The organism is Bordetella bronchialis (genome assembly GCF_001676705.1).
Taxonomy (GTDB): domain Bacteria; phylum Pseudomonadota; class Gammaproteobacteria; order Burkholderiales; family Burkholderiaceae_B; genus Bordetella_C; species Bordetella_C bronchialis.
Window position 1 is genome coordinate 3,706,347 of the sequence record NZ_CP016170.1, and the last position, 19,080, is coordinate 3,725,426.

The window sequence follows — 19,080 nt, forward strand, 5'->3', positions numbered from 1 at the left end:
ACGCATCGAAGCGGACAAAAACACAATTCATATTCTATGCCTATCGGGGCGTAACGCCAGCGATTTCAAATTCGATCCGATCGTAACGCCCCCGGCTGTCCATGACCGTAAGCGTATACCGACCGTCGCGCCCCAGCGACACCGTAAATGGATGACCCGCCCGGGACTGTCCCATCACGCGTCCATCCAGCATCCACCATACCTCACCTTCCGTCCCCAACGCATCGACGTCCACGTCGATAAGACGCCGTCCGGGAACGGGCCGCAATACCGAACCTTCCGCGATGCCGACGAGGCGCAACGGCGCCTGGCCCGCATCCCCATACCCCGCGAACGCGGGCGGAACGGTGTTGTTCAAAGCCCACGCCGACCGCTGTTCCGGACAAATGTCGGTCGACCCGGGTTCGCGGCGCCCGCCCTGCGGCCAACACACCCGCACAGCCTGCACGGTGGCGGGACGCTGGCGCGCTCGCGGAAGGCCTTCCGGCAACGCCGATACCACATCCCGCAACAAGGGCGCCGCGATATTCGCCCCGAAAAAACCCGGATTGGGCGTGCCATCGGGCCGGCCCACCCATACCCCTGCCGTCCAGCCATCGGTAACGCCGACGGCCCACGCATCGCGAAAGCCGAAACTGGTGCCGGTTTTCCATGCCAAGGCCTTGCCGGGTGCACCAGCCTGGTGAAAAGGACGATCGGGGTGTCCGCCGCCTTCCAGGATATCCCTGACGATCCACGCCGCGCCGGCGCTGATCATGCGGGATTCCTGCATGGGCTGGCTGGGCTCGAGTCGCGGTCGGCCGGCCAGTCCATCGCGGGCCAGGGCGCGGTATGCCCCGACCAGTTCTTCCAAGGTGGTGCCGCCCCCGCCCAAAATCAAGCTCAGATTCGGAGAAGCACCCGCCGGCATGCGCAAGCGCACCCCGCCACTAAGCATAACCGAAGCGAAATGCGCGGGTCCGACACGATCCAAAAGATCGACCGCCGGCACGTTCAGCGAGCGTTGCAATGCCTCGGCCACACTGACCGGGCCGGAGAACGCGGCCTGGAAATTGCCGGGTGCATAACCGCCGAAGGACATCGGTATATCCAGCAGCAGGCTCTCGGAGTGGATCAGGCCCTCATCCAGCGCAATGCCGTACAGAAACGGCTTGAGCGTGGAGCCCGGCGAACGCACGGCACGGACCATATCCACATGCGCGTAACGGGTATTGTCGGCATAGTCCGCGGAACCGGCGTAGGCGCGAATGGCCAGGCTGTCGTTATCCATCACCAGCACCGCCATCGACACCTTGCGCGGCAAGGCATCCACGCGGTCGAGCAGCATTTGCTCGATGCGCGCCTGCAGTTCGGCATCGATGGTCGAGGCAATCACCTGGCCCGGCTGTCCGCTCGCCGTGGCGCACCCGGGACATCCGTCCGGGCGCAATGACGTGGATTGCCGCAGCAGGCGCTGCGCGGCCAGGGGCGCAAGCCAATGGGCGCGCAAGGGCGGCGCCATGACGGGTTCCATCTTGGCATCCGCCACCTGGGCATCGGACCACCGGCGCAGTGCGGCCATGCGGTCCAGCACCTTATCGCGTGCCAGCCGGGCCGCCTCGGGATTGCGGTCGGGACGCAATAGCGATGGCGCCTGCGGCAAGGCGGTAAGCAAGGCGGCTTCCGCGGCGCTCAGATCGCGCGCGGACTTGCCCAGCCAAAGACGGGCCGCCATTTCCGCCCCTTGCACGATGCCGCCCATGGGCGCCCGGCTCAGGTACATCGCAAGAATGTCATCCTTGCTGTAGTGCAGTTCCAGCTGGATCGCGCGCAAGGCCTGGCGCAGCTTGGCGCCCAGGCTGCGCGATGGCCGCCCGGCCAGGGCCGGATCGACCAGGCGGGCCACCTGCATGGTCAGCGTGGAGCCGCCGGACACGATACGGCCGGATGTCGCCCACTGCCATGCGGCGCGGGCCATCGCCATCGGGTTCACGCCGGGATGCCAGCGAAACCAGCGGTCCTCGTAGGTCAGCAGGGCCTGCAGGTACAACGGCGAGACATCACGCGGCTGGACGGGATATCGCCAGATGCCGTCGCGGCTGGGATAGTTGCGCAGCGGCGTGCCGTCCGCCGCCACGACGACGACAGCCCCATCGGCATAGGGCCTGGGCAATGGAAACAGCCGGTCCAGCGCCCAGACGAGTCCGCATGCCAGGACCGCGATCGCGGCGGCAACCGCCGCGGCACGCGCCCAGGCCCTGCCGCGGCGACGATCGTGCGTCCCGGCCGGCGTGCCGCCGCCCTCCTGCGTCACGGCGTCGCGGGACCGCGGTCGCGAACTTCGATGTCGCCCCATGATGCGCCCACGCCCCGGACTTCCGGTCGATACATATCCTCGGCCACCGTCGACGGCACCGCGTACCTGCCGGGCGTGACCACGCGCAGGAGGTAGAAGATGTCGACCGGCCCCTGCCCCAGCGCGACGGCCGCCACGTAGCGATCGTCGCGGAACTCGGTGTGCTTGATGCGTGGATCCGCCAAGGCGTCCGCGACGCGGTGCTGCGCGATGGTCCACTCGTTCATGTCCGGATTGCGCGACAGGTTGAGGTTCTCCACTTCGAGTCCCGCGGGCACGCGATCCGTGACCAGGCCGTCGGGGATGGCCTGGCTGGCGTCCGCGCGTATCCAGGCGACCAGAATGTCGCCGGTCTGCAGCGTGCCGCCGTCCCACGCCTTGCCATCCGGCCGGTACCAGCGCCGCTCCAGGCGGATGGCGTCCGCACGCGGGGCGGGCGGCTGCATGGCGCTGCCCTGGATATCGAACTCGACGAAGACCGGTTGGCTGCCCGTGTTGGCAAGCTGGATCGCGCCGATGTCTTTCGGCGCCAGCGGCATGGTGCGATCGGCGGTGCCTTGCAGCACCGTGCGGCCGGCCCCGTTTGCCAGCGTGGCCTCCCAGGAGTCACCGGTGGTTGGCCCGGCCGCCCGCGCGGCAAGCAGCAAGGCCATGCTTTCCTGCGTGGAAAAATACGATCGACGCCCCAGCCGCGCGGCCAGGTCGGTAAGCAGGACATCGCGGCGCGCGTGGGCCAGGCCATATTGGCGCATGAGCGCGTAGGAAAGGGCGATATCCCGCACCGCGGTGCCGTAATCCCCCATCCACTCATCGACGCCGCCGGCCATCGTGCCGATGCCATACGGTCGCGTCATGGCCGCATCCAGGGCGGCCTGGGCGCGATCCGCATCGCCCATCAGGTGGAAGGCCGCGGCAAGCTGCACCAGGGGCAGCGGCGACCGCGCGCGCTCCTGGTAGTTGTCGAACAGCTGGCGTACCGTCGACAGGGGAGCTTTGCCATCGCGGGCCAGGACCAGCGCGGCCGCGGACAGGCCCGCGAAACGCCGGTGATCGTCGCGCAATACGCTTTGCGCGTCGGCGGGAATACGGCCGCTGCGTACCGCCGTGCGCAACACCGCGGACCAGGTGCCGAAGCCGGAGGCCGCCTGCTGCACCTGCTGCAATAGCCAGTCGCGCGAGCGGTCGAGCGTGGCGTCCGGCACGCTGAAGCCGCGGTCCCGGACATCCTGCAGAAAGCCCACGGCGTACGCGGTAAGCCAGACGTCCCGGCTGCCGACCGGACCGCCCCACAGCGAATACGCGCCACTGGAGCCGCGCATGCCGGACAGGCGTTGCAGCGCCCTGTCGACGCGATCCTGGCGCGCCGTCGGCGAGAAATCCTTCACGCCATACTGGCGGGCGGTATCGGCATCCATCAGCAGCCACGGATAGGCAGCGCTAATGGTCTGTTCCGTGCATCCATAGGGATAGGTCAACAGATCGCGAACGATGCGCTCGACGTTGAACGGCGGACGGCTGGACACCGTCAGGCTGACCGTCGTCGAGTCCGGGTAGTAGCCCGCGACCCAGGCCGCATCCGGCCGCAGGTTTTCCCCGGGCATCAGGCGCTGGCGCCGCACCTGGCGCTCCGGCGCTTGCGCCGGCTCGACCTGCAGAACGGATTCGCGCACGATATTGACGGGATCCGCGCCGCCCTGGCTGGATACCGACAGCCGTATCAATCCCAGGCCATATGACCCCGTCGCGGTCGCGGTATAGCGCAGCGTCGTGCGTTGCTGGTTTTTCAGGGTGACCGTGCGCGGCCCGTCCGCGATCGCCAGCGGATCGCGGGCCTCCAGCGATACCGCGAAGGTGCGTGTGACGCCCGTCAGGTTGGTCACGTCCAGCGCGATCGCCGCGCGGTCGCCAGGCGTGATGAAGCGCGGCGTACTCAACTCGGCCACCACCGGTGCCGCCACGATGGTCTCGGCCTCGGCGCTGCCGTAGCGGTCCGCCGTGAAGGCCACGGCCATCAAACGCAGGGTGCCGTTGAAATCCGGCACGTTCAGGGGAATCTCGGCCTCGCCCCGCGCATCCAGCGTCACCGGGCCGCTGAATAGATCCACCAGCTTCACCTTCTTGGGCAGGGTACGCGTATCGCCGCGCATCGCCGCATCGCCGCCCCACTTGAGCCTGCCCTTGGTACCTTCCATTTTCTCGATGAGCTTGCCGTACATATCGAGCAGATCCGGCGCATAGCGATGCTTGCCGAAAAAGAAGCCGTAGGGATCCGGGCTTGCATACCGATCGATATTGAGGATACCGACATCGACGGCCGACAGCGTGACGGTGGCCGGCGTATCCGCCGCGCCGGTCACTTTCACCCGTACCGTGGTGCGCGTCTCCGGCCGGATCCTGGCCGGTGCCTCCAGTCGCACGTCCAGCCTGCGCGCCGACGTATCCAGCGGCAAGGGAGCAAGGCCCACGGCCCGTGCCGGGGTGACGCGATCGCCCTGGCTGCCCGGCCGGAATACCACCGCGCCGATGTAAAGATCATGGCGCTTCCATGCGGCGTCCACCGGGATCTCCACTTCCGTGCCCGTGGCCTTGGCGTCGATCCACTTCGACCAGAGCATGCGATCGCCTTCCACGGTGATCAGGGCGTGGCCATCGTGCGGCGGCGTCAAGGTCAGCTTGACGGTATCGCCCGGTCGGGCGGGCAGGCCTTCGACCTTCATGCGGACGCGGTCCGGACGGTTGCCGGCGGCTTCATCGCCTTGCGCGCCCCATCCGGCGTAGAAGCGATAGCGCAAGGTCTGGCCGGTTTCGGGATCGGCGATCTCCAGGCGGTACCGTCCGTAGGTCACGGGCACGTTGAAGTTTTCGCGCCCGTTCAGCGTCAGCAGGCGGGAATCGGTGAGTTCCTCGGTTTCGGTGTAGCCGCTGTTCCAGCCGCGCTGCTCGTCGTAGCGCCAGTAGTACTGGCGCTCTTCGCGATACAAGCGCATCTGGGCTTGCCCCAGCGGCCGGATGCGGCCTTCGCTGTCCAGGCGCACGGCTTCGAAGCCGGCGGGCGTGTTTTCCGCCGCCACATCGCCATCGAACAGCGGACGAACCGCGATCAGGGAGGATGCCGGCCAGATTGAACGCGCCAGGGATCGGACGACCGGGCGTCCCCCGGATTCCAGCAGACTGGCCGACACGCGCACCTGCAACGGCGATGCCGCCTTCTGGCCGGAAAGGTCGACGTCGATGGCCCCCCTGCCCTCGTCATCCAGCTGCGATTCGGGCAGTTCCTCGTAGTGCCGCAACGTGTCATCCGCCACGTCGCCGAAGATGAATCCCGGCCATTGCACGGGCAAGGCGTAGCGATCGCGCCGGACCGTAAAGCTGGAAAGCAGCCGGTTGCCCGCCGCCGGGGCGCCATACAGGTAATCGCCCTGTACATCGATGTGCAGCGGCTCCCCGGCAGGCAGCACGCCCTCTGGCGCCTTCAGCACGAGCTTCATGCGTTCCGGCAGGAATTCCTCGACATGGAAGGCCCAGGTCGTGTCCGCATTGCGCGCCGCCGGATCGACCCGCAATTCGAGCAGCCACGTGCCGGTCTGCGCGTCGGACGGCAGATCGATGGCATGCTGCACATAGCCTTGCACGGACTTGTCGGCACGCCATAGCGCCGTCTGCATGACGCGGCCGTCGGGCCGCTTCAGCGTGGCCGTCAAGGGCACGGCGGCCGGCAGGCGGCCGTCCGCGTCGCGCGGCAGCACCGAGACCTGGAAGGTTTCGCCGGGTCGATACAGATCGCGGCCCGCATAGACGAACAGATTGTTGTCCACGGCGGGCAGGCCGCCGACGTCGAACTCCGACAAGTCCAGCGCCGGTTCGCCAAGCGAAAGGACAGTCATTTCCCTGCCACGCGTGGCGCGCAGGACGCTGGCCCGCTGGTAGTCGCCGTCGAAGCGCACGTGGCCTTGCGCGTCCGCCACCGCCTTTGCCAGCACCTTGCCCGCGCCGTCGAGCAGCTCCACCGTGTCTCCGGCGATCGGTTCGCCGGAGCGCAGCGAGACCGTATATGCCTCGATGCGGCGATCGTAGCGCCGCGCATGCAGCCCGATATCGCTGACGTAAAAATAAGTGGTCTGGTATTCGCTCAGGAAGCGGCCGGGCTCGCTCATGACGGCGACGTAGATGCCCGCTTCCTGCAGTTCCTTGATGTTTTCCACCGGCAGGAAGGTGACATGGCGGCGGTTGGGCTTGTCGTCGGTCAGGAAGCGGCCCTGGTATACGCTGGTGGCAAGCGATTTCAGCCTGTCCAGATCCCAGGCACTGACAGCGCCCTTCATGGGCAGGCTGTTGTCGTATCCCTGCTCCGCGTCGTCTTCGTCGCCCGTGGACGACGTACGGCCCCGGCTACCCAGCAACATGTCGAAAAAAGCCGGCACGTGTTCGGGCGCGATCCGCAGGAACTGTACGTCGACTTCCGGCATGTTGACGGTGGCAACGGGCAAACCGCCATTCTGGCCCGCCGGCAGCACGACGCCGCGGCTGGCGAAATAAAAGGCCGGCGGCATCGCGTCGGTATCGATTTGGCAATGCGCCGCCTGGCGCAAGGTCGCGCCGTCCGCCGCGGGCAGGTCGGCGGCCAGCCTGACGCCATAGCGGCGCTGCGGCTGGATATAGGGGAAATAGATGACGCGAGGGTTGTCGCCGACAATCCAGTTTCCTTGCACCTGCTTGCCCTGGATGGGGGCCTCGCCGGCCCGGACGGGGCTGGCCGGTGCCGTCATCGGCTGGCCGCCGGGCTGCTCATCGCCTTGTTGCGCGCGCCGGGCGGGCCCGCCGTCCGTAACCTGCAGGTATCGCCCCAGATCGCCCTTGCGGTCGACCGGCTGCGTCAGCGTCACGGCAAGCGCCAGGCTGCCCTGATATTGCCGTGCACTGCAATTCAGTCCGGCGAAGGGATCCGAGCCGACCACCGCGGCGGTCGAATCCGGCCTGGTGGCGGGCGCTGCCGCTGGGGGCGCGGTTGTGCCTGGAGGAGAATCGGAAGAACGGTACGCCAGCCATGCGGCGGCCAGAATCACCAAGATGGCCACGACGGCCACGCCCGCCCACCGGCCGGCGCGCTTGCGCTGCTCCACGATACCCCTCTCCCAGGTTCGGCTGAAAACGCCCCCGGCGCCCCCCGTCGAGGCGCCCGCGGGCTTGCTATTCGTTATTGCTTATTGCTTGTGGCACCCGGACCGGCCAGGCGTCGTCAAAGGGGTTCCATCACGCACTGCAAGGGGTGCTGTTTCGCGCGGGCGTATTGCGCAACCTGCGCCACGCGGGTGGCGGCGATATCGCGCGGATACACGCCGCAAACGCCGCGCCCCTCGTTATGCACCTGCAGCATGATCCGGGTGGCTTCTTCCTCGCTTTTGCCGAAAAACTTCTGCAGCACGCCGACGACGAACTCCATCGGCGTGTAATCGTCATTGAGCAATACGACCTGGTACATGGGGGGCGGCGCCGTGCGCGCGCTCTCCTTCTCCACGACAAGGTCATGCTGAGTATCCGTACTTGTGCTCATAGCGGCGGCTATTTTATTTAACGGTAGAAAACCGAGTATCGAAATCGGGGTATTTTTACATGTCGAAATGCGTAGTTTCCATACTTGACGCGCCAAAGAAAAGCGGCGCATTATCCGGGAATTCTAAGCGCTTTCAACTGTTTGTTAGCCTTGGAAAAGGGGGGGAGACGGCCCCGGCCGGGGAGCCCTTCTGTCAACATATGATTTAAGAGGCAGTCCGCATGTCTGATACGACCGCAACCGCTGTCCAAGGGGACAACCCAAAATCCACGGGTACCGTGAAGTGGTTCAACGACGCCAAGGGATTCGGTTTCATCACTCCCGACGACGGCGGTGAAGACTTGTTCGCGCACTTCTCGTCTATCCAGATGAACGGGTTCAAGACCCTTAAAGAGGGCCAAAAGGTGGCATTCGAGATCATCCAAGGACCCAAGGGCAAACAGGCTTTGAACATAACCGCGGCCTGAGCGATCAGTCGTGGCGTTATAGGCGTCTTCGAGTACCATACGAAGGCGGGGCGGACGACGCCCCGCCTTTTTTGCGTACATCTTTCGTAGCCATCATGCATAACGGTGCTGTCTTGCTGCAAGCTCAATCCAGGTCGAAGGGGGGCAGGACGATCCTGGCCGCCCTCTTCGCCGCCGCGGCCCTGGCCGCCGCCCTGCCGGGTCCGGCCCACGCCCGGGAGTTCACGGAGGCGCAAGCCACGCTCCCGAAGACCCAGCTCTCGGCAGGCATCCATATCATCCAGGCGGAAGTCGCCAACACGGAAGAGACACGCGAGCGGGGGTTGATGTTCCGCAAGCGGCTGGACGGCAACGACGGCATGCTGTTCGTCTTCGAGCAGCCCGACAAACAGTGTTTCTGGATGCACAACACCCCCCTGCCGCTGTCGATCGCCTTCATCGCGGATGACGGGACCATCGTCAATATCGAGGACATGGCGCCCCAAAGCGACGACACCCACTGTTCCCGCAAGGCTGTCCGGTATGCACTGGAAATGGCGCAAGGCTGGTTTGCCGACCATGGAATCACCGCCGGAAAGAAAATAGACGGCCTGCCTTAAATGTATGGAGAAGAATACATAATAAAAAAGCGAGCCGCCACGCTCGCTTTTAGTCGCCGCAAAAATCAGGATTAATCTGAGCAAAATAATAGCGGACGGTAAAAAAGAGCGGCGGCAATAACCGCCGCTTGCCGATCACACGCGTTCCAGGACGACGGCGATACCCTGGCCGACGCCGATGCACATGGTGCACAGGGCGTAGCGCCCGCCGGTACGCTCGAGCTGGTTGATCGCCGTCGTGGCCAACCGGGCCCCGCTGGCGCCCAAGGGATGGCCCAGGGCAATGGCGCCGCCGTTCGGGTTGACACGCGGATCGCTGTCGGCGATGCCCAGTTCCCGCAGCACGGCCAGGCCCTGCGCGGCGAAGGCCTCGTTCAATTCGATCACATCGATCTGGTCCAGCTTGAGTCCGGTCAGCGCCAGCACCTTGCGCGCGGCGGGTACCGGCCCCATTCCCATGATGCGCGGCGGCACGCCGGCGGTCGCCATGCCGACGACGCGCGCGCGCGGCTTCAGGCCATGCCGCTGCAAGGCGGCCTCGCCCGCCAGCAACAGCGCGGCCGCGCCATCGTTGACCCCGGATGCATTACCCGCCGTTACCGTGCCGCCTTCACGCACCACGCCTTTCAGGCGGCTCAGCGCCTCCATGCTGGTTTCGCGCGGATGCTCGTCCTTGGCGACCTGTACCGGATCGCCCTTCTTCTGCGGCACCGATACCGGCGTCAGCTCCGTGTCGAAATAGCCCGACTGCTGGGCGCGGACGGCCTTCTCCTGGCTGGCCAGGGCGAAGCGGTCCTGGTCTTCGCGGCTGACCTTGAAATCGGCCGCGACGTTTTCCGCCGTCTCGGGCATCGAATCCACGCCATACTGCGCCTTCATCAGCTTGTTGACGAAACGCCAGCCGATCGTGGTGTCGTAGATCGCCGCGTTGCGCGAAAAGGCGCTGTCGGCCTTGCCCATCACAAAGGGCGCCCGGCTCATGCTTTCCACGCCGCCGGCCAGCATCAAGGCGGCCTCGCCGGCGCGGATCGCGCGGGCCGCGCTGCCCAGCGCATCCAGCCCCGAACCGCACAAGCGGTTCACCGTGGATCCCGGCACCTCGACCGGCAGGCCCGCCAGCAGCGTAGCCATGCGAGCCACGTTGCGATTGTCCTCGCCGGCCTGGTTCGCGCAGCCGAAGATGACATCGTCGAGCTCGCGCCACTGCACCGCGGGGTTGCGGGCCATCAAGGCCTTGATCGGCACCGCCGCCAGGTCGTCGGCGCGGACGGACGACAGCGCGCCGCCATAGCGGCCGAAAGGGGTGCGGATGGCGTCACAGATATAGGCTTGCTCGGTCATGTCTCGCTCTCAGGAAGTTTGAAGCGGAATGGTATCCCAGGCGGTTTCGACCCGGATATCGCCGCAGCGGCCTGTCCATGCCATGGACGCCGTCTAGGGGGTGGACGTCCCGGGCGAGACGGCCGCCGCCTTGGCGGCACGGCCGGTCTCCACGATGGCCTGGCGGCGGAAGCGTCCCGCGGCCAGGTGATAGAAAGCGTGGGGACAAAACTGGCGCGATACGAGCGAAGCCGACAAGGACGCCAGCAACAGCCAGAAAAGCATGGGCTGGCTGCCGGTCATTTCCATGACCACCACGCTGGCCGTCAGGGGCGCCTGCGTTGCCGCGGCCAGGAAGGCCGCCATGGAAAGCAGCACCAGCGTCCGCTGGTCCACCACGCCATCCATCACGCGCCAGACCGATTCGCCGACGCCGGCGCCCACCGTCAGCGCCGGGGTAAAGATGCCGCCCGGTATGCCGGCCCAGTACGACGCCAGGGTGGCCGCAAGCTTGGCCAGGCCGAATCCGTGATGGTCGATTTCATGGCCGGCCAGCAGCTGGGCGGCCGCGCCATAGCCCGTTCCATACGTGGCGCCGCCCATCAGCAAACCCAGGGCGGCGAGGATCAGTCCCATGACAAAGGCGGTGGCCAGGGGATGCGCCCGCACGGCGGACCGCCATCGGCCGGGTACGAGCACCGTGGGCCCCTTCCCCAGCAAGCGGCCGAATATGCCGCCGAGCACGCCGTTGACCGCGCCGCACAACAGCACCCAGCCGACCATGCGCGGCAGCGAACCCCCGGCGAACACGCCGAAATACGGGTTATTGCCCACCACCGCGACCACCATGAAGCCGGAGGCCAGCACGCCGATCAGTACCAGGCGCTGCCAGCGCAGGGCCGTGCCGCGCCCCAGTTCCTCGATGGCGAAGATCACCCCGGCCAGTGGCGCATTGAAGGCTGCCGCCAGGCCGCCCGCGGCGCCGGCGGCGATCAGCTCGTTATTGTGGAAGCCGCGCAAGGACAAGCGGCGATTCTTCCAGAACCGCCCCCACGCCAGCATCAGCGCCGCGCCAACCTGCACCGAGGGGCCCTCCCGCCCGATGGAGGCGCCGGCCAGCAGGCCGAGAAAGGTAAGCGGGATCTTCCACACCGTCTGCCGCAGCGACACCAGGCTGTACTGGCTGGGGCCGGGGGGCAGGGAAAGCGCGCCGATCACCTGCGGTATGCCGCTGCCCGACGCGTTGGGCGCCAGGCGCAAAGTCAGCCACCGTATGGCCGCCAGGCCGAACGGCAGCAGGATAAAGGCCAGCCAGCCGGAGCGGGCGATCCATGCCGCATTCCATTCCAGCGCCAGATCGGCCAACTGCGCGAATCCCAGCGACACCAGCGAGACCAGGGCGGCGCCGCCCAGCAGCACGCCCAATTCCACCGACTTGCGCGACAGGCGGGCTGCCTGATGCAGCTTGCGTCGCAGGATACGGCGCATCCGGGCGGAAACGGCTCGCAAGGTAGAAGGCGAAGAGTCGGACATCGCGAGGATCATGGGTCGGCACAAGGCCGTAACCATACCACCATCGGCGCGCCCTCCCCGACAGGCGGCGACGCCTTTTCCTACTCGCGTTTAACCAAAACAAAGGGCCGCGGCCTGACGGCCGCGGCCCCCTGCATCACGCGGAAATTCAGCCGAAATTCTTGGCGGCGAAGTCCCAGTTGACCAGATTCCAGAAGTTTTCCAGGTACTTCGGGCGGGCGTTGCGGTAGTCGATGTAGTAGGCGTGCTCCCACACGTCACAGGTCAGCAAGGGCTTGTCCGAGGTGGTCAGCGGCGTGGCGGCGTTGCTGGTGTTGACGATGTCGACCGAGCCATCGGCCTTCTTCACCAGCCAGGTCCAGCCCGAGCCGAAGTTGCCGGCGGCCGACTTGTTGAAGGCTTCCTTGAAAGCGTCGAAGCTGCCCCACTTGGCATTGATGGCATCGGCCAGCTTGCCGCTGGGAGCGCCGCCGCCCTGGGGCTTCAGGCTGTTCCAGTAGAAGGTGTGGTTCCACACCTGCGCGGCGTTGTTGAAGATGCCGCCCGAGGACTTCTTGACGATGTCTTCCAGGGAGGCGTTCTCGAACTCCGTGCCGGGGATCAGGTTGTTCAGGTTCGTAACGTAGGTCTGATGGTGCTTGCCATAGTGGAACTCCAGCGTTTCCTTGGAGATGTGCGGTTGCAGGGCATCCATCGGGTACGGCAGGGGGGGAAGCGTGTGCGCCATGTTGGGTTCCTTCTTTGTTGAGAGCACGATCGAGCTGAGCATTGTATCGGCACTTTCCCGACGCACGCATTAACCCCTGACGCCCGCCGGGATTAAGGGCGGGCGTCAGGCATCGGACGACCGCACCGTCCGGACGGACACTTCGGCCGCGCCCTGGCCGAAGCGCACGTCCAGCGACTGGCCTGGCGCCAGGGCGGCCGCATCCCGTACCACCCTGCCCTGTTCGTCGCGCACCAGCGCATAGCCGCGCGCCAGGACATGCTGGGGATCGAAGGCACGCAATTGCAGGGAAAGCGATTGCAGGCGCGCGCGGCGCTGTTCCAGCAAGCGGACATGCGCCCGTTGCAGTGCATGGATGCGCTCGCGCAGGCGGTCCGCGGCGCGCTCCAGGTCCGGCCCCCGGTGCAGGACCTTGGCAAGCAGGAGGTCTATCCGGGCGCGCCGCCGCGCGTGCGGCGCCGCCCACGCATTGGCCAGCCGATGCCGCAGGGTTGCCAGCCGCTCGCGCTGGTGGGCCAGGCGCTGCCCGGGCGAGGTCAACTGGCCGGCGGCGCGATCCAGCCGCTGCGCGAGGCGCTCCAGGCGACGCTCCTGCGCTCTTACGAGCATGCCCGCCAGCTGCATCACGCGGTTGTAGAGCTCCAGCCGCGGCACGCAGGCCAGTTCCGCGGCCGCCGTGGGCGTGGGCGCCCGGACGTCGGCGACAAAATCGACAATGGTGAAATCCGTTTCGTGTCCCACGCCGCTGATCACCGGAATCGCGCTGCCGGCAACCGCTCGGGCCAGGGCTTCGTCGTTGAAGCTCCACAAATCCTCGATGCTTCCGCCGCCGCGCACGAGCAGCAGCGTATCGACCTCCGCGCGCCGGTTCGCGGCCGCGATGGCGGCCACCAGCCGCGGCGCCGCATCGGCGCCCTGTACCGGAGCCGGGTACAGGATGACCGGAACCTGCGGCGCGCGCCGCGCCAGCGCGGAAAGCACATCCCGCAAGGCGGCCGCGTGCAGTGAAGTGACCACGCCTATCGCCCGCGGCTGCGATACGGGAGCGCGCTTGCGCTCCGGCAGGAACAGGCCCTCGGATTCCAGCTTTTGCTTCAGCCGCAGAAAGGCCTCGAACAGATCGCCCAGGCCGGCGCGCCGCATGGCCTCCACCTGCAGCTGATAGTCGCCGCGTGGCTCGTACAGGCTGACGCGCGCCCGGACTTCGACCTTGTCGCCTGCCCGGGGGACGAAGCCCACCGCCATGGCGCGTCCTCGGAACATGACCCCGCGCACGGCGGCCCGGCTGTCCTTCAAGGTGAAGTACCAATGGCCGGACGCCGCCTGGGTGAAGTTGGAGATCTCGCCCCGCACCCATAGCATGGGAATACTGCGTTCCAAGACCTGGCCGACCGCTTGATTGAGCTGGCCGACCGTCAGCACATCGCCCGAAAATACGGCCTCTTTAACTTGAAATTCAACCGTCATAAGGCTTTCCGGGCGAAACCTGTCCACAGGGCGCGAAAATACACGGGGAAGGCCCCTCCAAGGGCGAATTCTTACGCCACGTCGGTCTTTGCTTTAAAACCGCAACGCAACTCGTTGATTAAAAAGAAAAATCAGCACAAACGGCCTTTTGCACCCCTGACGGCGTCCCGATGCATCGCCCGAGGAAATGGGCTGTCCGCGCTGGTTTTGCACAGAATTATCCACAAAAACTGTGGATAGTTCGCGGCCGCCGGGGCTATTGCCAGGGCCGGCCCGCGCCCGTTACAGTGCGCTGATTCCGTCCCCCGACCGTCCCGCCTTCCCGGCGACATCTGGAGTCCCTCCTTGCTGTCCGTGCTTCGTGATGCAGGCTGGCCCATCTGGCCCCTGCTTGCCACTTCCGTCCTGTGCCTGGCGCTGATCATCGAACGGCTTTTTTCGCTGCGCCGCAGCCAGGTCGCGCCCGCCGGGCTCGTGACCCAGGTGCTGGACATGGTCCGCAACCGCCAGGACTCCCCGGAAGCCCTGAACCGGCTGGAACGCAACTCGCCCCTGGGCCGGGTGCTGGCCGAAGTGCTGCGCCAGCGCAATCTGCCGCGCGACGAAATGCGCGGCGCCGTCGAGGACACCGGCCGCGCCGTCTCGCACGAACTCAGCCGCTATATCGGCGCGATCGGCACCATCGCCGTGGTCGCCCCCCTGCTCGGCCTTTTCGGTACGGTCGTCGGCATGATAGACATTTTCGGCTCGTATTCGCCGACCGGCGGGGACCCGGCGCAGCTCGCGCACGGCATTTCCGTGGCGCTCTACAACACCGGCTTCGGCATCCTCATCGCCATCCCCGCCATGATCTTCCATCGCTATCTGCGCGGCCGCGTGGACGACTACATGCACCAGATGGAAAGCGCGGCATCCCGCACGGCGCGGATTCTTGCTACGCCGTCGCGCCGCCGGGCCGACGAAGACGACACGCTGTTCAGCGCCCGCGCGGCGGCAGTCCAGGACCCGCTGGCATGAATTTCGGCAATCACCGCAGGCACGACGAGCTGGAGATCAACCTGATCCCCCTTATCGACGTACTGCTCGTCATCCTGATCTTCCTGGCCGCCACGACCTCGTTCGCGCGCTTCAGCCAGTTGAAGGTGACGCTGCCGCAAGCGGCCGCCGAGCAACGGGCCGCGGCGCCGATCGAGGTCGCCATCAGCCAGGATGGCCATTACGCCCTGGACGGCACGCTGCTGGACGCCACGGGCGCCGACGACATCGCGGACGCGCTGCGCCGTGCCGCCGCCGGCAAGGCGGACCCGGTGCTGGTGATCAACGCCGACGCGCTCGCCACCCACCAGACGGTGGTCAACGTGATGGAAGCGGCCCGGCTGGCCGGCATCGCCAGGGTTAACTTCGCCACGCAAATCGCCCGGTGAGCCAAGTCCTGCGCAACCTGATCGAGACCCAATGGCAGCGGGGCGGATGGCTGTCGACCCTGTTGCGTCCCGTGTCGGCGGTGACGTGGCTGGCGGTCAGCGCCAAGCGCGCGCTCTATCGGCGCGGCTGGCGGCAGTCCTACCGCGCGCCGGTGCCCGTCATCGTGGTCGGCAATATTTACGTCGGCGGCACCGGCAAGACGCCGGTGGTGATCGCGATGGTGCAGGCGCTGCGGGAACGCGGCTGGACGCCGGGCGTGGTCAGCCGCGGATACGGCGTGAAAATCGGCAAGCATCCCCGCACCGGCCAGGGCGATCTTGCCGCCGACCGCTTCGGCGACGAACCCGCGCTGATCTCGCGGGCGACCAATGCGCCGGTCAGCATCCATCCGGACCGTCCGCGCGCCGTGCGCACCTTGCTCAGCGCCTTTCCCCAGGTCGATGTCATCGTGTCCGACGACGGCCTGCAGCATCTGGCACTGGCCCGCGACCTGGAAATCATCGTCCAGGACGGGCGCGGTGTCGGCAACGGCCGCCTGCTCCCGGCAGGGCCGCTGCGCGAGCCGGCAACGCGCCTTCGGGAAGCGCATACCGTGGTCACCAACGTCGACGGACCGGTGCCGCTTGCGACGGCCCCGTCGGGACCGCCCTATCGCGTCGAGATGTGGATGGAACCCGGCGCGGCGTGGAACCTGCGTGACGGCACCTTGCGTACGCTCTGGGAGCTGCAGGCGGACTACCAGGCACGCGGCATCGCGGCGGCCGCCGGCATCGGCAACCCCGCGCGTTTTTTCGCCACCCTGCGGTCCGCGGGCATGTCGCTCGACACCACCATTCCCCTGCCCGATCACTACAGCTACGCCCGATCGCCCTTCGCCCCGGTCAAGGCCGGGCTCATCCTGGTCACGGCCAAGGACGCGGTCAAGTGCAGCGGCCTGGGCGACAACCGCCTGTGGGCGGTGCCCGTCACCCCCCGCTTCTCCGACCCGGCATTCTTCGACCGGGTGGCTGCCCGCCTGCCTGCCCCCGTGGAAAAAAACCGTCGCGCGCCGCCGCGGTAAACGCGTCCGGCCTGCCCCGGGCGCTTTTTGCCACGCCGGCGGCCTCCGGGCCAAAAGTCCACTAAAATCCGCGCATGGAATCCCGTCTGCTCGATATTCTCGTCTGCCCGATTTGCAAGGGCCCCCTCCGGTACGATCGCCAGAGCGCGGAACTCGTCTGCGGGGCCGATCGCCTGGCCTATCCGGTTCGCGACGGCATCCCGGTCATGCTGGAAAGCGAAGCCCGGTCGCTGGACGCCGAACGCGGGGCCAAGCCGCCGTACACCGCCGACGCATCGTAGCGACGCCGTGGATTTCATCGCCATCATCCCCGCGCGCGCGGCGTCCACGCGGCTGCCCGACAAACCCCTGGCCGACATTGCGGGCAAACCCATGGTGGTGCGCACCGCCGACCGCGCGGCCCTTTCCGCGGCCGCCCGGGTGCTGGTCGCCACCGACGATCCCCGCGTGGCGGAAGCCGCCCGCCTCCATGGCCATGAATCCCTGATTACCCGGGCCGACCACGCCACCGGCACCGACCGTCTTGCCGAAGCCGTGGATCTGCTGGCGCTGCCGGACGACGCCATCGTCGTCAACGTGCAGGGCGACGAGCCGCTCATCGAACCCTCGCTGGTCGACGCCGTCGCGGCGCTGCTGGCGCGGCGTCCGGATGCGGCCATCGCCACCTGCGCGTCACCCGTGGCGGATGCCGAAGCGCTGTTCAATCCCAACATCGTCAAGGCGGTCTGCGCGGCCGATGGACGGGCCCTGTATTTTTCCCGCGCGCCCATCCCCTGGGCGCGCGATGCGCTCGCCGACGGCGAACGGCGGATGGCGCCCGGCCTGCCGGCATGGCACCATGTCGGCCTCTACGCCTATCGCGCCGGCTTCCTGCGCCGCTTTCCGGCCCTGCCGCAAGGCATGCTCGAACGCTACGAGTCACTGGAACAACTGCGCGCGCTGGAGCATGGCTACACCATCCTGGTCCATCAGGTCGCGCAGGCGCCGGCAGCGGGCGTCGATACCCCGGCCGATCTGGAACGCGTGCGTGCCGCGTACGCAAATCGGTTATAAGGGATCGACCCTTGCCCGCGCCGAAGGCATGCCCTTCCATTGATGCGGCATAATCGGGCCCAGCACAAGAATTGCATTCCATATCAGGAGTTTTTATGCGTCTCATCCTGCTCGGCCCTCCCGGCGCCGGTAAAGGCACCCAAGCCGGTTTCATCACCCAGCAGTTCGGCATCCCGCAGATTTCCACGGGCGATATGCTGCGCGCCGCGGTCAAGGCAGGCACGCCGCTGGGCATCGAGGCCAAGAAGATCATGGACGCAGGCGGACTGGTCTCCGACGAAATCATCATCGGGCTGGTGCGCGACCGCCTGGCACAACCGGATTGCGCCAAGGGCTACCTGTTCGACGGCTTTCCTCGCACCATTCCGCAAGCCGATGCGCTCAAGGACGCCGGCGTCAAGCTGGACTATGTCGTCGAGATCGAAGTTCCCGAAGAAGACATCATCGAGCGCATGAGCGGCCGCCGCGTGCACCCCGCCAGCGGGCGCAGCTATCACGTGCGCTTCAATCCGCCCAAGGCCGACGGCAAGGACGACGTCACGGGCGAACCCCTGGTCCAGCGCGACGACGATCGCGAAGAAACCGTGCGCCGGCGCCTGGCGGTGTACCGCGAACAAACGCGCCCCCTGGTGGACTATTACGCCGGCTGGGCCAGCACCGATGCGCAAGCGCCCCGCTATCGCAAGATTTCGGGCGTGGGCGCCGTCGAGGAAATCCGCGCGCGGCTGTTCGCCGCCCTCCAGAGCTGAAATCTACCCGCGGACCGAACCATGGAAATCGCAAACAAGGTATTCATCGTCACGGGCGGCGCTTCGGGCCTGGGCGCCGGCACCGCGCGCATGCTGGTCGCCAACGGCGCGCGCGTCGTGATCGCGGACGTCCAGGACGAAGCGGGCGGCAAACTCGCCGCCGAGCTCGGACAGCGTTATGTGCACTGCGACGTTACCCAGGAATCCGACGCCCAGGCAGCCGTCAATGCGGCCACGGAACTCGGCCCGCTGTTCGGACTGGTCAACTGCGCCGGGGTCGCGCCGGCCTCGCGCATCGTCGGCAAGAACGGGCCGCATCCGCTGGACCTGTTCCAGAAAGTCATCGCGATCAACCTGATCGGCAGCTTCAACATGATGCGCCTGTGCGCGCAGGCGATGACCGGCAATACGCCGGAACCCACCGGCGAACGCGGCGTTCTGATCAACACGGCCTCGGTCGCCGCCTTCGACGGGCAGATCGGCCAGGCCGCGTATGCGGCCTCGAAAGCCGGGGTGGCCGGCATGACCCTGCCGATCGCCCGCGACCTGTCCAAGGTCGGTATCCGCTGCATGACCATCGCGCCGGGCATCTTCGGTACGCCCATGATTTTCGGCATGCCGCAGGAAGTACAGGATTCGCTGGCCGCCAGCATCCCTTTCCCGGCACGCCTGGGCCGCCCTGAAGACTACGCCAGGCTCGTGCACAGCATCATCACCAACGACATGCTCAATGGGGAAACCATCCGCCTGGATGGCGCCATACGCATGCCGCCGAAGTAAGCCGCGCCCGACCC

The 19,080-nt window shown here is 66.9% G+C and carries 16 protein-coding genes; 9 read left to right on the forward strand and 7 right to left on the reverse strand.

Annotation, left to right across the window (positions count from 1 at the left end):
* Positions 1 to 40 precede the first annotated feature (40 nt).
* From pbpC to clpS, 3 genes are all read right to left on the reverse strand, one after another.
* Positions 41 to 2,335: a penicillin-binding protein 1C gene (pbpC, locus tag BAU06_RS16320; protein WP_082993722.1), complete on the reverse strand. Its 2,295-nt coding sequence runs from the start codon at positions 2,333 to 2,335 to the stop codon at positions 41 to 43.
* On the reverse strand, positions 2,290 to 7,455 hold the full coding sequence (locus BAU06_RS16325; RefSeq protein WP_415834838.1) for an alpha-2-macroglobulin family protein: 5,166 nt from the start codon (positions 7,453 to 7,455) through the stop codon (positions 2,290 to 2,292). The genes pbpC and BAU06_RS16325 overlap by 46 nt, the downstream gene beginning before the upstream one ends.
* Before the next feature lie 116 nt (positions 7,456 to 7,571).
* Positions 7,572 to 7,886, reverse strand: coding sequence for an ATP-dependent Clp protease adapter ClpS (clpS, locus tag BAU06_RS16330; protein ID WP_066352023.1), 315 nt, complete (start codon positions 7,884 to 7,886; stop codon positions 7,572 to 7,574).
* 221 nt (positions 7,887 to 8,107) lie between these two features.
* On the opposite strand from clpS, the gene BAU06_RS16335 reads away from it, so the two are divergent.
* Positions 8,108 to 8,353, forward strand: coding sequence for a cold-shock protein (locus BAU06_RS16335; protein WP_006220277.1), 246 nt, complete (start codon positions 8,108 to 8,110; stop codon positions 8,351 to 8,353).
* Between the two features lie 95 nt (positions 8,354 to 8,448).
* Positions 8,449 to 8,952 carry a DUF192 domain-containing protein gene (locus BAU06_RS16340; RefSeq protein WP_082993724.1) on the forward strand — a complete coding sequence of 168 codons (504 nt, stop codon included), beginning with the start codon at positions 8,449 to 8,451 and terminating at the stop codon, positions 8,950 to 8,952.
* Positions 8,953 to 9,087: 135 nt separating this feature from the next.
* On the opposite strand, the gene pcaF is transcribed toward BAU06_RS16340, so the two are convergent.
* The 4 genes from pcaF to xseA all read right to left on the reverse strand — a co-directional run bounded on the left by pcaF (position 9,088) and on the right by xseA (position 13,999).
* Positions 9,088 to 10,293 carry a 3-oxoadipyl-CoA thiolase gene (pcaF, locus tag BAU06_RS16345; protein ID WP_066352032.1) on the reverse strand — a complete coding sequence of 402 codons (1,206 nt, stop codon included), beginning with the start codon at positions 10,291 to 10,293 and terminating at the stop codon, positions 9,088 to 9,090.
* Positions 10,294 to 10,386: 93 nt separating this feature from the next.
* The gene (locus tag BAU06_RS16350; RefSeq protein ID WP_066352033.1) at positions 10,387 to 11,805 is read right to left on the reverse strand and encodes a chloride channel protein; all 1,419 of its coding nucleotides are present in this window, start codon (positions 11,803 to 11,805) and stop codon (positions 10,387 to 10,389) included.
* A 148-nt stretch (positions 11,806 to 11,953) separates the two neighbouring features.
* A complete protein-coding gene (gene sodB, locus BAU06_RS16355) occupies positions 11,954 to 12,532 on the reverse strand; it encodes a superoxide dismutase [Fe] (RefSeq protein ID WP_066352037.1) in 579 nt (192 codons plus the stop codon).
* Positions 12,533 to 12,637: 105 nt separating this feature from the next.
* Entirely contained in the window at positions 12,638 to 13,999 is a 1,362-nt protein-coding gene (xseA, locus tag BAU06_RS16360) for an exodeoxyribonuclease VII large subunit (RefSeq protein ID WP_066352040.1), read from the reverse strand.
* A 345-nt stretch (positions 14,000 to 14,344) separates the two neighbouring features.
* Between xseA and BAU06_RS16365 the strand changes: the two genes are divergently transcribed.
* The 7 genes from BAU06_RS16365 (at position 14,345) to BAU06_RS16395 (ending at position 19,066) form a co-directional block, all read left to right on the forward strand.
* Positions 14,345 to 15,016, forward strand: coding sequence for a MotA/TolQ/ExbB proton channel family protein (locus tag BAU06_RS16365; protein WP_066352043.1), 672 nt, complete (start codon positions 14,345 to 14,347; stop codon positions 15,014 to 15,016).
* Positions 15,013 to 15,423 (forward strand): ExbD/TolR family protein, encoded by a 411-nt coding sequence (locus BAU06_RS16370; RefSeq protein ID WP_066352046.1) that lies wholly within the window; start codon positions 15,013 to 15,015, stop codon positions 15,421 to 15,423. The genes BAU06_RS16365 and BAU06_RS16370 overlap by 4 nt, the downstream gene beginning before the upstream one ends.
* Positions 15,420 to 16,484: a tetraacyldisaccharide 4'-kinase gene (lpxK, locus tag BAU06_RS16375; protein ID WP_066352049.1), complete on the forward strand. Its 1,065-nt coding sequence runs from the start codon at positions 15,420 to 15,422 to the stop codon at positions 16,482 to 16,484. Before BAU06_RS16370 ends, lpxK begins: the two co-directional genes overlap by 4 nt.
* A gap of 74 nt (positions 16,485 to 16,558) precedes the next feature.
* Positions 16,559 to 16,765, forward strand: coding sequence for a Trm112 family protein (locus BAU06_RS16380; RefSeq protein ID WP_066352052.1), 207 nt, complete (start codon positions 16,559 to 16,561; stop codon positions 16,763 to 16,765).
* Between the two features lie 7 nt (positions 16,766 to 16,772).
* Complete coding sequence (gene kdsB, locus BAU06_RS16385; RefSeq protein WP_066352055.1) at positions 16,773 to 17,537, forward strand: 3-deoxy-manno-octulosonate cytidylyltransferase; 765 nt, start codon at positions 16,773 to 16,775, stop codon at positions 17,535 to 17,537.
* A 95-nt stretch (positions 17,538 to 17,632) separates the two neighbouring features.
* Positions 17,633 to 18,286: an adenylate kinase gene (gene adk / locus BAU06_RS16390; RefSeq protein WP_066352058.1), complete on the forward strand. Its 654-nt coding sequence runs from the start codon at positions 17,633 to 17,635 to the stop codon at positions 18,284 to 18,286.
* A gap of 21 nt (positions 18,287 to 18,307) precedes the next feature.
* The gene (locus BAU06_RS16395; protein ID WP_066352061.1) at positions 18,308 to 19,066 is read left to right on the forward strand and encodes a 3-hydroxyacyl-CoA dehydrogenase; all 759 of its coding nucleotides are present in this window, start codon (positions 18,308 to 18,310) and stop codon (positions 19,064 to 19,066) included.
* Positions 19,067 to 19,080 lie beyond the last annotated feature (14 nt).